Here is a 14,074-nt window from a genome sequence, read left to right as displayed (position 1 = left end):
GGCCCGGCCGGATCAGGAGGCCGTGGGGTGCAGGAGCGCGAACACGGCGCGGTTCTCGTGGTCCTCGGGGAAGCGCCAGTGCGCGGTGACGTGGCCCGTGGCGTCGGCCGGGGCGCCCTCGCCGGGCCGCAGGACGCGCGTCACCTGGAGGGTGAGCCGCCGGGCGGGCTCGGACGCGGTGTTCACGGTGAGGCGGGTGTCGTGGGGGCCGTTGACCACGGTCGACGAGACGACCCCGGTCGCGACGCCGGTGCCGGCGAAGTGGACGGTGACGGAGGGGTCGGGGGTGTCGTTGACGCTCTGGGCCTGGGGCTCGGCGCGCCCCTGGAGCAGGGCCAGCAACTGGGCGACCAGCACCGGGTCGTGGGTCCCGTCGTAGATCCATCGCCGTCCCAGCACCCCGTGCTCGGAGGTGCCGAGGAGCGCCTCGTCGGCTCCGTCGAGGGGAGCGCCCCGGTAACTCAGCGGCACGTGATACGTGACCGGCCGGTCGCCGCACTCGTCGGTGGCCGCCATGAACTCGAGCCCGACCTCGCCCCGCGGGTCGTCCAGCCGGAACCCGCCGCTCTTGGAGAGCACCGGCTCGCGGCCCGTGCCGAGATACCAGGGCTGGGTGGGAAGCCAGGAGGTGAGCAGCTCCAGCTTGCCGGGGGTCAGGGTGGTCCTGTGGATGATCGACATGCTTGCGAACGTACCCGCGCGGTACGCCGTGGCGGTTCCTATCCGGCCGATCCCCGCCGATCCGCTCGATCCGCCGGCCCGCCGATCCCAGCGCACGCGCGTCCGGAGCACGCGCGTGCCCAGGAGGCTCGGGCCCCGCCCCGGTCCGGCGAACAGGTGAAGGAAGACATCTTCTCGGCAGGATGGACGGTACTCGTCCAGGGCAGCGGGAAGAGCCTCCTCGACCCCTCTTCACAGGACCGTGCGATGACCCACCTCACCGGACCCACCACCGCCCACGGCGCCGCGATCCTCGCCGACCCGCTCCTCAACAAGGGGACCGCCTTCACCCGGCAGGAGCGCGAGGCGCTCGCCCTGGACGGGCTGCTGCCGCCCGCCGTCGAGACGCTTCAGGAGCAGACCGCCCGCGCCCATCAGGCGTTCCTCGGCTACGACAGACCGCTCAACCGGCACATCTACCTGCGGCAGTTGCAGGACACCAACGAGGTGCTCTTCTACCGTCTGGTCACCGACCATCTGGAGGAGCTGCTGCCGATCGTCTACACCCCCACCGTCGGGGAGGCGTGCCGCCGCTTCAGCGAGATCTACCGGCGCCCCCGCGGTCTCTTCCTGACCTGGGAGGACCGCCACCGGTTCCGCGAGATCCTGCGCAACCGTCCACACAAGGGCTCCGTGGACGTGATCGTCGTCACCGACGGCCAGCGCATCCTCGGCCTCGGCGACCAGGGGGTCGGCGGCATGGGCATCCCGATCGGCAAGCTGAGCCTCTACACCGCCATCGGCGGCATCCACCCGGCGCGCACCCTGCCCATCCTGCTCGATGTCGGCACGGACAACGAAGAGCTGCTGGCCGACCCGCGCTATCTGGGCCGCCGGGAGCACCGGCTCACCGGCGCCCAGTACGACGAGATGATCGAGACGTTCGTCTCGGCGGTCGAGGCGGAGCTGCCGGGCACGCTGCTGCAGTGGGAGGACTTCGCCACGGTCCACGCCCGGCCGATCCTCACCCGCTACCGCGACCGGCTGCTCACCTTCAACGACGACATCCAGGGCACCGCGGCGGTCGTGCTCGGCGCGCTCTCCACCGCGTGCCAGGTCGCCGGGACACCGCTGACCGACCAGCGTCTGGTGGTGCTGGGAGCGGGCTCGGCCGCGGTGGGCGTCGCGGACATGATCCGCGCCGCCCTCGTCGAGGAGGGACTTTCGCCGCAGGAGGCGGCCCGGCGCTTCTGGTTCGTCGACGTCGACGGGCTTCTCGTCGCCTCACGCACCGACCTGAGCGACGAGCAGCGGGTGTACGCGCGGGCCGACGACGAGGTGGCCGGCTGGGACGGCACCGGGCTGGCCGAGGTGGTGCGCCGGGTGCAGCCGACGGCGCTGATCGGGCTGTCGACGGCCCACGGCGCCTTCACGGAGGAGATCGTCCGGCAGATGGCCTCGACGTGCGAGCGGCCGGTCGTCTTCCCGCTGTCCAACCCCACCTCGCACGCGGAGGCCGAGCCGGCGGACCTGGCCCGCTGGACGGACGGGAGGGCGCTGATCGCGACCGGTTCGCCGTTTCCGCCGCTGGAGGTGGACGGCCGGGAGGTTCCCGTGGCGCAGGCCAACAACGTGTACATCTTCCCGGCCATCGGGCTGGCGGTGGCGTCCGGCGGAGCGACGAGGGTCACGGACCGGATGCTGGTGGCCGCCGCGCGCGCCGTCGCCCGGCGGGCCGCCGAGGCGGCCGCGGGCTTCCCGGGACCCGCGCCGCTGCTGCCACCGCTCGGCGGCATGCGGGAGGCGGCACGGGAGATCGCGGTGGCCGCGGCGCTCGCCGCCGTCGAGGACGGGGTGGCCCCGAAGGCGACCGAGGCCGAGCTGCGCCAGGCGGTGGCACAGACTCAGTGGACGCCGGACTACCCGGTCTACTGAGGCCGGTGCACCGCGCGACCCACGGCCGGCTGCGTGACCCCGTGTCCCCTCCGCCGCCCGGCGGAGGTGACCCGGCGCACTCTATCGTGATCAACGGCACTCGCCATGTTCCTGCCATGGCGGCAGTCGCTGGTGACCTGCGCGTCCGGCTCCCGCCGTGGCGTTTTCACGTAGCGTGGAGAGGCGGAGCGGCGTCGTCCTCACCGCCGTGGGCTGCGCGACCTTGATCCTACGGCATGTAGGGTTACGTTCTCAGTGCCGACACCTGGCGTATCCCTGTTCGTAGGATGCCGTTTCGAGCGTCGCCGAGCCGCGGCGTGACGGAACCGCCGTCCGGGGCGTCGGAGATTCAAGACGAGAGGTGGATGTGTCGATCGATACCCCCGAGTCAGGCGGGGCAGAGCCGGACATCAGCGTTGTCGTCATCGTCTACAACGATGCCAGACGCCTCCCGACAGCCGTACGTTCCGTGCTCGACCAGACGTTGCGCAACGTGGAAGTGGTCATCGCCGACGACTGTTCGACCGACGGGTCGTACGACGTGGCGCGGTCACTCGCCGCCGCTCACCCCGGCCGCGTGCGGGCGATACAGCTGTCCGAGAACAGCGGCGGCTGTGGAGAGCCCCGCAACCAGGGCATCGCCGTGGCGCGCGGGCGCTACGTCATGTTCCTGGACAGCGACGACACGTTGGAGCCCAACGCCTGCCGCAACATGCTGGAGGCGGCCGACCGCACCGGTGCCGACCTGGTCTCGGGACTCTGTGTCCGGGTGCACACCGACAGCAGGCACGACAAGCGGATCCCCTGGTACCCCTGGCTGTACCGGACCACCCGCACCGTCGAGTCGATCGCCGAGCTGCCCGACCTCTTCGTCTTCGACACCCTGTCGACCAACAAGTGCTACCGGCGTGAGTTCCTCCTCGACAACGAGCTCACCTTCCCGCGGGGCATCCACTACGAGGACCTGCTGTTCTCGGCGCAGGCGTATCTCGCGGCGGAGCGGATCACCCTGATCCCCAACACGGTCTACTTCTGGAACGTGGTCGAGAAGACCACGACCAAGTCGATCAGCAACCGGCGCCACGAGATCAACAACTTCACCGACCGTCTGGAGATCCACCGGCGGATCGACGCCATTCTGAACCGGCGCGGCCTCGACGAGCTGAAGCTGCACAAGGACATCAAGTTCCTCAAGCACGACCTCGTCCTCTACCTGCGCGATCTGCCGTTCCTCGACGACGACTACCGGCACCGCTTCGCGGAGCTGGCGCGCGGCTACATCCAGGACTTCCCGGAAACGGCGTACGGCCAGCTGGATCGCGTGCACGCGATCTGCGCCTACCTCCTGATGCAGGAGGACTGGGACAACCTGATGCCGGCGGTCGACACGCTGATCAACCGGAACAAGATCTCGGCACCGCTCGCCGAGCGCGACGGCCGCATCTACTGGTGCGACCAGCACCTGGACGATCCGAAGGCCCGTGACGTCATGGATGTCACCAGCCTCGGCTACCACGGCAGGTCGCTGGACCGGATGTTCCTGCGCAACGTGCTCACCGAGTACGCCGTACGCGGCGATCTGGTGGTGTTCGAAGGCGCGGTGGTCAACCCGCTGCACACCGTCTCCGCGGACGCCCGCCTGGGCGCCGAGCTGGAGTTCCGGGCCCGCCGCCGCAGTCTGCAGGCCTTCCGGTTCCCGGTGCGGACGGTTCGCCACGAGGGCGACACCATCGCCTGGCAGGCCGCGGTCCCGCTGTCCGGCCGCTTCCGGCCGCTCGGCGTCATCGACGATGTGTGGGACGTCCGGCTGCACCTGACGGCGGACGGGAAGCGCACCACGACCCGGATCACCTCCGGCAACGTCGACCTGGAGAGCGCCGCGTCGGTGCCCGTACGCCCCCGGCTCAGCCGGTTCGTCGCGGACCGGCTCGAACCGCAGGTCTCCGCCAAGGGGCATCTGGCCTTCCGGCTCGCCCAGGAGGGCACGGCCGCCGTGCGCGGCCGCGCCGTCGTGGACCGCAATCTGCAGGGCGCCGCCGCCCGGACCGCCAAGGGCGCGTACCGCACGCTCCGGGCCGTCCGCAAGGACCTCGCCTCCGGCCCGCGCAAGCTCCAGGGCTACCAGCGCATGCTGCGGCTGCTCCCGGTTCGCAAGGGCTCCGTCGTCTTCGAGAGCCACCTCGGCAAGCAGTACAGCGACAGCCCGCGCGCCATCTACGAGGAACTGCGCCGCCGCCAGGCGCCGATCACGGCCGTCTGGTCCTACGCGGGCGAGAGGCCCGAAGGCTTCCCGGAGGACGTCGAACTCGTCCGCCGGTGGTCCTGGCGCTACCTCAGGGCGCTGGCCCAGGCCGAGTACTGGGTCGACAACCAGGGCTTCCCCCTCAGGCTGCCCAAACGCCCGGAGACCACCTACATCCAGACCTGGCACGGCTCGGCGCTGAAGCGGATGGGCTTCGACGAGCCCACCTACCGGGTGATGTCCGAGCAGGAACAGCGCTCCTACCAGGAGGCGCTGGATCGCTTCGACCATTTCGTGGTGCGCAGCGAGCACGACGTCCGCACCCTGGTCCAGGCCTACCGCATCCCCGAGGAGAAGCTGCTGCGCACCGGCTATCCGCGCAACGACGCCCTGGTGCGGGCGGCCCGGGACTCCGCGGCGTCCGACCCGGCGCTGCGGGCTCTCGCCGAACGTCTCGGCATCCGTTCGGACCGCCGCGTGGTGCTGTACGCGCCCACGTTCCGCGCCCGTCCCGACGGCGGCGTACGGGAGTTCGAGTTCCCCTTCGACGTGGAACGCTTCGCCGACACCTTCGGCGACCGGTACACGCTGCTGGTCCGCTCCCACTACCTGAACCGGGTCACCCTCCCGCCGTCGGTGGCGGGCCGCGTGATCGACGTGACGGAGGAGCCGGACATCACGCCGCTGCTGCTGCTGTCCGACGCCGTGATCACCGACTACTCGTCGGTGATGTTCGACTATGCGTTGCTGCGGCGGCCGCTCCTGTTCTACGCCTACGACTGGGAGGAGTACTCCCAGGACATCCGCGGCACGTACTTCGACCTCCTCGACGAGGCCCCCGGCCCGGTCGCCCGCACGGAGGACGAGCTCTTCGCCGCCGTGTCCGACCTGCCCGCCGTGGGCACCCAGTACGAGGCGCGGCTCAAGGAGTTCGTGGACAAGTACGGCGAGTACGACCGCGGGGACGCGGCGGCTCGTATCGTGGACCGTTTCTTCGGCCCCGCGGGAGAAGCCCGATGACGCAGCGTGAGATCTTCTTCGTCGCCAACGAGGTCAATGAGCTCGGTGGCGTGGGCGTGTGGCAGGCCCAGATGGCCAAGCTCCTGGCGGAGCGCGGGCACCGGGTCCGAATCATCGGCATCGCCCCGCCCGAGGTCCCGATGGACCTCGGCGAGAATCCGCCGTTCGAGACGCTGACCCTGTACGACCGGCGGCCCCCGGGCCGTCGGAGGCCCCGCGCCCTGCTGGGCCGCGTCGACCCGGCCGTGCGACGGCAGGAGGCGGACATGCGGGCCGCCGCCGAGCGTCTGTCCCGTGAGTTCCGCGCCGCACAGCCCGGAGCCATGATCATCGTGACCCAGGTGTGGGCGATGGAGTGGGTGGCCCTCGCCGACACCGCGGGTCACCCGGTCGTCGGTATGAGCCATGAGTCCTTCGAGGCCTCGCGCAAGTCCTCCCGCTTCGAGCGCGTGCAGAAGTACTACAAGGACGTGGACAGGCTGCTGGTCCTCACCCAGGAGGACGCCGACCTCTGGGTGGGCGAGGGCCTCAACAACGTCGGCTTCATGCCGAACCCGCTGCCGGTGATGCCCGACACCCCGTCGCCACGCACCGAGAAGGTGGTGGCCAGCATCGGGCGGCTCAGCCACGCCAAGGGCGTCGACCTGCTGCTGGACGTGTGGGCCGAGGCCGCGCCCCGGCAGCCGGGGTGGATCCTGCGCATCTACGGCGCGGGCGACCACGAGGCCGAGCTCCGGCGGCAGTGCACCGAGCTCGGTCTGGACGACTCCGTGGAGTGGGCGGGGCAGACCGACGATGTCATCGGGGCGCTCGGGCGTTCGTCCGTGTTGGTGCAGTCCTCGCGCGGCGAGGGCTTCCCGCTCGTCCTCCTGGAGGCGATGGCCTGCGGCGTGCCGTGTGCCGCGTTCGACTGTTCCCCCGGTGTGCGCGAGATCATCAGGGACGGCGAGGACGGGCTGCTGGCCCGGCTCGGCAACACCTCCGAACTCGCCCGTCACCTCGTACGGTTGATGGCCGACCAGGACCTCCGTGACACGATGGGGGACCGGGCGCGGGAGAACGTGCAGCGGTTCTCCCCGGACACGATCACCCACAGGTGGGAGGAGCTCTTCGAGTTCCTGGAGCGCTGAGGGACGGCGCCCCGGCGTGAGCCGGGGCGCCGGTCGTTCGTGCGCCGGTGTCAGGGATACGAGACCACCGTGGACGGCGTGGTCGAGGTGCCCGAGGTGGGGGCGCCCGTCTCGTTGACGACGTGCTCGTACTGGCCCTTGCCGCCGAGCGAGACGACCAGCAGGTCATGGAACCTCACGCCCGGCCTGTTCGGGGCCGCGAAGCCGTTGTGCTGCACGATGGTCGGGTCGACGTTGTAGTAGCAGTAGCTGCCGAGCCCCCATCCCTCATGGGTGGTCACGTTGTCGCCGACCTTGTAGGCGGCATAGCCCCTGACCGCGCCGTTCTGGATCGCGGCCTGGTTCGGGGCGTCGTACGCCTTCTCGTTCTGGAAGAAGATGGTGCGGCCCCGCTGTCCGTACCACTGCACGTCGTACTTGTTGAAGTGCTCTACGAACAGGCCCGTGGCGAGGACGTCGTCACCGTTGACCACGATGCCGTAGTCGGCCCGGTTGGTGTCCCAGCCGACACCGGTGCCGTGATCCGCGCGCCAGACCCAGGTGTGGTCGACGATCGTGTGCCGGCTGTTGATCACCATGCTGGTGGTGGCCCTGCCCGCGCCCGCTCCTCCGATGCGCACGAACACGTCCTGGACCGTGGTCGGGTCGGCCGAGTGGTCCTTCGAGGCGCCGGGCGGACCGACTTCGAGCAGGGTGGCGGAGTTGACCGGTCCCGCGTCGATGAGGAAGCCGGCCAGTCGTACGCCGTCGACGTCCGCGACCTTCAAGGCCGTGACCCCGCCGTCGGGGACCAGGGTGGCGTAGCCGAGGCCGAGGACCACGGTGCCCGCGCGATCGACCCGGATCGGCTGGTCGAGGTGGTAGATCCCCGGGGTCAGCAGCAGGTGGAGCCCTTGGATGAGCGCCTGGTTGAGCGTCGCGGCCGAGACGCCCGGCCTGGCCACGTAGAACTGTGACAGGGACAGCGAGGTGCCTCTCGGTGTTCCGTTGCCCCACGTGACACCGCGGGCGTTCGTGCGCTTCTCCGGCAGGAAGACCCTCAACTCGTTGCCGCTCACGTGCAGGAAGGGCTTCTCACGGGAGACCGGCGTCGTGGCGAGGGTGGTGTACGGAGGGTTCGGGAAGCTCTGCCCGGGCGCGCCCTCGACACCCGAGAAGACCATGTTCCACACCCCGTTGAGCCAGCTGCCGATCGCGCTGTCGCGGGTGTACCACTGCTGCTGCGAGTACGGTCCGACCTGGCCGTCGATGCGGCTGTCGGCGATGTAGCCGCCGCTGGCCCAGCCGTAACCGGTGGGGGAGAGGTTGAGACCGCCGCGGACGTGCATACGGCGGAAGGGGGCCGCCTGGGCGACGGCCCAGCGATTGGTGCCGTTCGCGGGAACGAGGGCGAGGTTCTCCGCCGAACGCCAGAAGTTCTGTGTGGCGTTGCCGTTGAACCAGCCCGCGTCGACCGTCACATCGCCGTTGATGGTCGTGTCGTCGGGGGACAGGCCGAGACCGGCGATGGAGGTGTAGAAGCCGATCTGCGCGTTGAGGCCGTTGTACGTACCGGGCTTGAACAGCAGTGCGTAGCGTCCGGTGCCGAACTGGGCGGACTCCTGCCGGTGGAAGACCTCGTCCAGCTTGGCCTGGATACCCGGCGTGGACGGGTCGAAGACGAGGACGTTCGGGCCGAGGTCGCCGCCACCGGGCAGGGCGCTCGGGCGCCCCCGGGAGGACACGGCGGCCGACGCCGGTGCGGAAAGTCCCGCGAGGACGGGGGCCACCGACGCGGCGGCGCCGAGGAGTGCTCTGCGGCCGACGCCGGGGCGCCGCGGATCGGGGGAATCCGGGGAGACAGGGGGCATGGGGCGGCTCTCCTAGTTCAGGAAGTGAACGGTGTGGGGTTCGGGGAGCGCTCCCTCGCCGCTGAATGCTTCATCCGCCGAAGCGGCTGCGTCAAGAGGTGCGACCGGAGTTCTGCAAACGGTGTCCAAACCCTTGACGGACCTGCGTCCTGAGGTTTAACTCACGTCCTAAATTAAGCCATGAGGGGCCTTCGGGAGTCGAACGGGTGTCGCTGCCGAAGCCTGCTCGGGCTTTCGACTCCCGGAAAGGGACACCAGGAGCCAATGCGCAGCATCCGAGCCGCGGCCACAGGCGCCGTCACCATCACCCTCGCCCTCGCCGCCTCGGCCTGCGGAGGCGGGTCAGGGGCGGGCGGGTCCAACGACTCGCCGAAGACCCTCACGTACTGGGCCTCCAACCAGGGCGCCAGCATCGAGGTCGACAAGAAGGTCCTCCAGCCCGAGCTCGACAAGTTCGAGAAGCAGACCGGGATCAAGGTGAAGCTGGAGGTCGTCCCCTGGTCGGACCTGCTGAACCGGATCCTCACCGCGACCACTTCCGGCCAGGGCCCCGACGTGCTGAACATCGGCAACACCTGGAGCGCCTCCCTGCAGGCCACCGGGGCACTGCTGCCCTGGGACGCCAAGAACTTCGACAAGATAGGCGGCAGGGACCGCTTCGTCGACTCGGCACTCGGCTCGACGGGCGCGCAGGGCAAGGACCCGGCCGCCGTGCCCCTGTACTCGATGGCGTACGCGCTCTACTACAACAAGAAGACGTTCGCCGACGCGGGCATCTCCAAACCGCCGGCCACCTGGGACGAGCTGATCGCCGACGGCAAGAGGATCTCCGCGAAGGGCAAGCAGGGGCTCGGCGCCGAGGGCTCGAACCTCTCGGAGAACATCCACCATGTCTTCGTCTTCGCCAAGCAGCACGGCGCCGACTTCTTCGCCGCCGACGGCAAGGCGGACTTCACCTCCGACGGCGCGGTGGCCGCGGTCAAGCAGTACGTCGACCTGATGGCGAAGGACAAGGTCATCCCCGCGGGCAACGCCGAGTACGCGCAGAACCAGTCCGTCAGCGACTTCGCCAAGGGCAGGACGGCGATGCTGCTGTGGCAGTCCGCGTCCGCCAACCTGAAGTCGCAGGGCATGAGCGAGGACCAGTACGGCATCGCCCCGGTGCCCGTGCAGTCCGGCGCCCCGGGCACGGGCACGAACGTCAACTCGATGGTGGCGGGCATCAACCTGGCCGTCTTCAAGAACACCCGTAACCTCGACGGCGCCGCCAACTTCGTGAAGTTCATGACCAGCGACGCCGAGCAGAAGATCCTGAACACGGCCTACAGCACCATCCCGCCGGTCAAGTCCGCCCAGGCGGATTCGGCGTTCAACACCCCGGCGAACGCCGTCCTCAAGGACACCCTCGCCAAGAGCGCCGCCCCGCTGCCGCAGGTCGCCGAGGAGTCCCAGTTCGAGACGACCGTCGGTACGGCGGTCAAGGAGCTGTTCGCCGACGCCGCCGCCGGACGCCCGGTGACCACCGAGTCGGTGAAGGCCAAGCTCCAGAAGGCCCAGCAGCAGATGCCGGCGAAGTGAGCCCGGGCACCGACATGACCACCACGACCGCCTCCGCCGGAACCGGCGAGCGGACGGTGCGCAGCAGCTCCCCCGGTGCGGCGCGCGGCCCGCGTCGCACCGGCCGGATCCGCCGCATCGGACTGCCCTACCTGCTGCTCCTGCCTGCCGTGATCCTCGAACTCCTGGTCCACCTGGTGCCGATGGTGATCGGCACGGTGATGAGCTTCAGGGAGCTCACGCAGTTCTACATCCGCGACTGGGGCACGGCCCCCTGGTCCGGCTTCGACAACTACAAGATCTCCGTGGACTTCAACGCCCCCGTGGGCGACGCGCTGCTCCACTCGTTCCTCGTCACCGTCGCCTTCACCCTGCTCTCGGTCGGCCTGTGCTGGCTGATCGGCACGGTTGCCGCGATCTACATGCAGGACGCCTTCCGCGGCCGCGGTCTGCTGCGCGCCCTGTTCCTGGTGCCGTACGCGCTGCCCGTGTACGCGGCGGTCATCACCTGGGTCTTCATGTTCCAGCACGACAACGGCCTGGTGAACCACGTCCTGCACGACCAGCTGCACCTCACCGACAAGCCCTCCTTCTGGCTGATCGGCGGCAACAGCTTCGTCGCCCTGCTCGTGGTGTCCGTGTGGAAGGGCTGGCCGTTCGCCTTCCTCGTCGTCATGGCCGGGCTGCAGACCATCCCTCGCGAGTTGTACGAGGCGGCCGCCCTCGACGGCGCCGGCATGTGGCAGCAGATCCGGCGCATCACACTGCCGTCGCTGCGACCCGTCAACCAGGTCCTGATCCTGGTCCTGTTCCTGTGGACGTTCAACGACTTCAACACGCCGTTCGTCCTGTTCGGCAAGGCCGCTCCGGAAGCGGCGGACCTCATCTCGGTGCACATCTACCAGGCGTCCTTCGTCACCTGGAACTTCGGCACCGGCTCCGCCATGTCCGTCCTGCTGCTCCTCTTCCTGCTCGTCGTGACGGGCGTCTACCTGCTCCTGACCTCCCGGGGAAGGAAGACGGCCGATGTCTAGCACCTCGCACGCCACCCGCTCGCCGATGGCGCCCCCGCGGTCCTTCCTCTGGTCCCGGCGGATCTTCCTCACCCTGCTGACCGGATTCGTCCTGGTGCCGGTCTACGTCATGGTCTCCAGCTCCCTGAAGCCGCCCGCCGACGTCACGGGGAAGTTCCGCTGGCTGCCGAGCGGTCTCACGATCCGCCCCTACATCGACATCTGGTCGACGGTCCCGCTCGCGAGGTACTTCGTGAACTCGCTGATCGTGGCGGGATCGGCGACGGCCTGCTCGATGGTGATCGCGGTCTTCGCGGCGTACGCGGTCAGCCGCTACGACTTCCGGGGCAAGCGCGTGTTCACGGTCACCGTCCTGTCCACGCAGATGTTCCCCGGCATCCTCTTCCTGCTCCCGCTGTTCCTCCTCTACGTCAACATCGGCAACGCCACCGGCATCGCGCTGTTCGGCTCGCGCGGCGGGCTGATCCTGACCTACCTCACCTTCTCCCTGCCGTTCTCGATCTGGATGCTCATCGGGTATCTCGACTCGGTGCCGCGCGACCTGGACGAGGCGGCGCTGGTGGACGGCTGCGGACCGCTCGGCGCACTGATCCGCATCGTCGTGCCGGCCGCCATCCCCGGCATCGTCGCGGTCGCCGTCTACGCCTTCATGACCGCCTGGGGCGAAGTGCTCTTCGCCTCCGTGATGACCAACGACACCACCCGCACCCTCGCCGTCGGGCTCCAGGGCTACTCCACGCTGAACGACGTCTACTGGAACCAGATCATGGCCGCCTCGCTCGTCGTCAGCGTGCCGGTGGTCGCGGGCTTCCTGCTGCTGCAGCGCTATCTCGTCACCGGGCTCACCGCCGGAGCCGTGAAGTGACCAACACCCCTATTCCCGAAGGGACTTCCGTGTCCGATCGCATCGACCTCGCCGCGCTTCCGCATGACTTCCTGTGGGGCACCGCGACATCGGCGTACCAGATCGAGGGGGCCGTCGCCGAGGACGGCCGTTCCCCGTCGATCTGGGACACCTTCTCGCACACCCCCGGAAGGATCGCGGGCGACGACCACGGCGACGTGGCCTGCGACCATTACCACCGCTGGCGCGAGGACATCGGGTTGATGAAGCGGCTCGGCGCCAACGCCTACCGGCTGTCCATCGCCTGGCCCCGGGTCGTCCCGGGCGGCGACGGCCGGTTGAACGCCAAGGGCCTCGGGTTCTACGACCAGTTGATCGACGGTCTGCTGGAGGCGGGCATCACCCCGTCGGTGACCGTCTACCACTGGGACCTGCCCCAGGCGCTCCAGGACCGCGGCGGCTGGCCCGAGCGCGCCACCGCCGAGCACTTCGCCGCCTACGCGTCGGTCGTCGCCGAACGCCTCGGCGACCGGGTCACCCACTGGGCCACCCTCAACGAACCCCTCTGCTCGGCCTGGATCGGCCATCTGGAGGGGAAGATGGCCCCCGGCCTGACGGACCTGACCGCCGCGATCCGCGCCTCCTACCACCTGCTCCTCGGCCACGGCCTAGCCGCCCAGGCGATCCGCGCCGCCGCCCCGGACGCCGAGATCGGTATCGTCAACAACCTCTCCACCGTGCACGCCGCCAGCGACCGCCCGGAGGACCAGGCAGCGGCCCGCCGTATGGACGGGCACGTCAACCGCTGGTGGCTGGACCCGGTCCACGGCCGGGGCTTCCCGGCGGACATGCGCGAGGTCTACGGCGTCGAACTCCCCGAGCGGCCGGGGGACCTGGAGACGATCGCGGCGCCCCTGGACTGGCTGGGCCTGAACTACTACTTCCCGGCCACCGTCGCCGACGACCCGGCCGGCCCCGCCCCCCGCGCCCGCTCGGTGCGCCGACTCGGTGTGCCGCGCACCGGTATGGACTGGGAGATCGACGCGAGCGGCATGGAGACGCTGCTGCTGCATCTGACCCAGGAGTACGGCGCGCGCAAGCTGTACGTGACCGAGAACGGCTCGGCCTTTCCGGACGTCGTACGCCCCGACGGCACCGTCGACGATCCCGAGCGCGAGGACTACCTCGTGCAGCACCTCGCCGCCTGCGCCTCGGCGGCCCGCAAGGGCGCCCCGCTGGCCGGGTACTTCGCCTGGTCGCTGCTGGACAACTTCGAGTGGGCCTACGGCTACGACAAGCGCTTCGGCCTCGTGCACGTCGACTACCGCACCCAGGTCCGCACGATCAAGGGCAGCGGACACCGCTACGCGGACATCGCGCGGGCCCACCGCGCCCGCACGCGCCGGGCTGCCTGAGCGGACCGGCAGGACGCCGGACGGACAGTGCAGTGCCGGTCCGCGCCTGCGCAGGCGCGGACCGGCACTCGGCCGTCTGACTCAGATGCCGTCAGTCCCAGCCCTAGTCCCCGTAGCCTCCGCCGTGGTGACCGTGGTGACCGTGGTGGCCGTGGTGGCCATGGCCGTGGTCTCCGCCGTGGTCACCGTGGTCTCCGTGGTCTCCGTGGTCTCCGTGGTCTCCACCATGGTCGCCGTGACTGCTCCAATTCGTCTGGATGGCGGTGTGCGCCACGGTGGGGGTGCTGGCCATCGCGACACCGCTGCTCGCCGCGCCGGCCAGCAGCATCGTGCCGGCGATCAGTGCGACCCTGCGTCGGACGATCGTCATCGTGTCTCTCCTTCGTC

General features: G+C 69.8%; 10 protein-coding genes. 7 read left to right on the top strand and 3 right to left on the bottom strand.

All coding sequences use genetic code 11. From position 1 onward, the window contains the following. Window positions 1-12 precede the first annotated feature (12 nt). On the bottom strand, window positions 13-681 hold the full coding sequence (locus tag ASC56_RS01420) for a hypothetical protein (RefSeq protein ID WP_055489251.1): 669 nt from the start codon (window positions 679-681) through the stop codon (window positions 13-15). 246 nt (window positions 682-927) lie between these two features. Between ASC56_RS01420 and ASC56_RS01415 the strand changes: the two genes are divergently transcribed. The 3 genes from ASC56_RS01415 to ASC56_RS01405 all read left to right on the top strand — a co-directional run bounded on the left by ASC56_RS01415 (window position 928) and on the right by ASC56_RS01405 (window position 6,987). Then, window positions 928-2,595: an NAD-dependent malic enzyme gene (locus ASC56_RS01415; RefSeq protein ID WP_055489626.1), complete on the top strand. Its 1,668-nt coding sequence runs from the start codon at window positions 928-930 to the stop codon at window positions 2,593-2,595. A 367-nt stretch (window positions 2,596-2,962) separates the two neighbouring features. Beyond that, a complete protein-coding gene (locus tag ASC56_RS01410; RefSeq protein WP_234376810.1) occupies window positions 2,963-5,857 on the top strand; it encodes a bifunctional glycosyltransferase family 2 protein/CDP-glycerol:glycerophosphate glycerophosphotransferase in 2,895 nt (964 codons plus the stop codon). Further along, window positions 5,854-6,987 carry a glycosyltransferase family 4 protein gene (locus ASC56_RS01405; RefSeq protein WP_055489250.1) on the top strand — a complete coding sequence of 378 codons (1,134 nt, stop codon included), beginning with the start codon at window positions 5,854-5,856 and terminating at the stop codon, window positions 6,985-6,987. The genes ASC56_RS01410 and ASC56_RS01405 overlap by 4 nt, the downstream gene beginning before the upstream one ends. Before the next feature lie 50 nt (window positions 6,988-7,037). Here the strand turns inward: ASC56_RS01405 and ASC56_RS01400 are convergent, their stop codons facing one another. Beyond that, complete coding sequence (locus ASC56_RS01400; RefSeq protein ID WP_055489249.1) at window positions 7,038-8,837, bottom strand: hypothetical protein; 1,800 nt, start codon at window positions 8,835-8,837, stop codon at window positions 7,038-7,040. A gap of 264 nt (window positions 8,838-9,101) precedes the next feature. On the opposite strand from ASC56_RS01400, the gene ASC56_RS01395 reads away from it, so the two are divergent. From ASC56_RS01395 to ASC56_RS01380, 4 genes are read left to right on the top strand one after another with little or no spacing between them, the layout of a single operon-like run. After that, the gene (locus tag ASC56_RS01395) at window positions 9,102-10,415 is read left to right on the top strand and encodes a sugar ABC transporter substrate-binding protein (RefSeq protein ID WP_055489248.1); all 1,314 of its coding nucleotides are present in this window, start codon (window positions 9,102-9,104) and stop codon (window positions 10,413-10,415) included. Between the two features lie 14 nt (window positions 10,416-10,429). After that, the gene (locus ASC56_RS01390; RefSeq protein ID WP_055489247.1) at window positions 10,430-11,428 is read left to right on the top strand and encodes a carbohydrate ABC transporter permease; all 999 of its coding nucleotides are present in this window, start codon (window positions 10,430-10,432) and stop codon (window positions 11,426-11,428) included. Between the two features lie 25 nt (window positions 11,429-11,453). Next, a complete protein-coding gene (locus ASC56_RS01385; RefSeq protein WP_055489624.1) occupies window positions 11,454-12,293 on the top strand; it encodes a carbohydrate ABC transporter permease in 840 nt (279 codons plus the stop codon). A 29-nt stretch (window positions 12,294-12,322) separates the two neighbouring features. Further along, the gene (locus ASC56_RS01380; protein WP_199835852.1) at window positions 12,323-13,687 is read left to right on the top strand and encodes a GH1 family beta-glucosidase; all 1,365 of its coding nucleotides are present in this window, start codon (window positions 12,323-12,325) and stop codon (window positions 13,685-13,687) included. A 103-nt stretch (window positions 13,688-13,790) separates the two neighbouring features. Here the strand turns inward: ASC56_RS01380 and ASC56_RS37450 are convergent, their stop codons facing one another. Next, entirely contained in the window at window positions 13,791-14,057 is a 267-nt protein-coding gene (locus ASC56_RS37450) for a hypothetical protein (protein WP_079102217.1), read from the bottom strand. Between the last annotated feature and the right edge of the window lie 17 nt (window positions 14,058-14,074).

This window comes from Streptomyces sp. TP-A0356, from assembly GCF_001417775.1.
GTDB lineage: Bacteria > Actinomycetota > Actinomycetes > Streptomycetales > Streptomycetaceae > Streptomyces.
This window is presented reverse-complemented; position numbering and strand designations above follow the sequence as displayed.

Bases quoted from the DNA above. Each gene is read 5' to 3' on its own strand.
- ASC56_RS01420 (WP_055489251.1), bottom strand. From the start codon at position 681: ATGTCGATCATCCACAGGACCACCCTGACCCCCGGCAAGCTGGAGCTG.
- ASC56_RS01415 (WP_055489626.1), top strand. From the start codon at position 928: ATGACCCACCTCACCGGACCCACCACCGCCCACGGCGCCGCGATCCTC.
- ASC56_RS01405 (WP_055489250.1), top strand. From the start codon at position 5,854: ATGACGCAGCGTGAGATCTTCTTCGTCGCCAACGAGGTCAATGAGCTC.
- ASC56_RS01400 (WP_055489249.1), bottom strand. From the start codon at position 8,837: ATGCCCCCTGTCTCCCCGGATTCCCCCGATCCGCGGCGCCCCGGCGTC.
- ASC56_RS01395 (WP_055489248.1), top strand. From the start codon at position 9,102: ATGCGCAGCATCCGAGCCGCGGCCACAGGCGCCGTCACCATCACCCTC.
- ASC56_RS01390 (WP_055489247.1), top strand. From the start codon at position 10,430: ATGACCACCACGACCGCCTCCGCCGGAACCGGCGAGCGGACGGTGCGC.
- ASC56_RS01385 (WP_055489624.1), top strand. From the start codon at position 11,454: ATGGCGCCCCCGCGGTCCTTCCTCTGGTCCCGGCGGATCTTCCTCACC.
- ASC56_RS37450 (WP_079102217.1), bottom strand. From the start codon at position 14,057: ATGACGATCGTCCGACGCAGGGTCGCACTGATCGCCGGCACGATGCTG.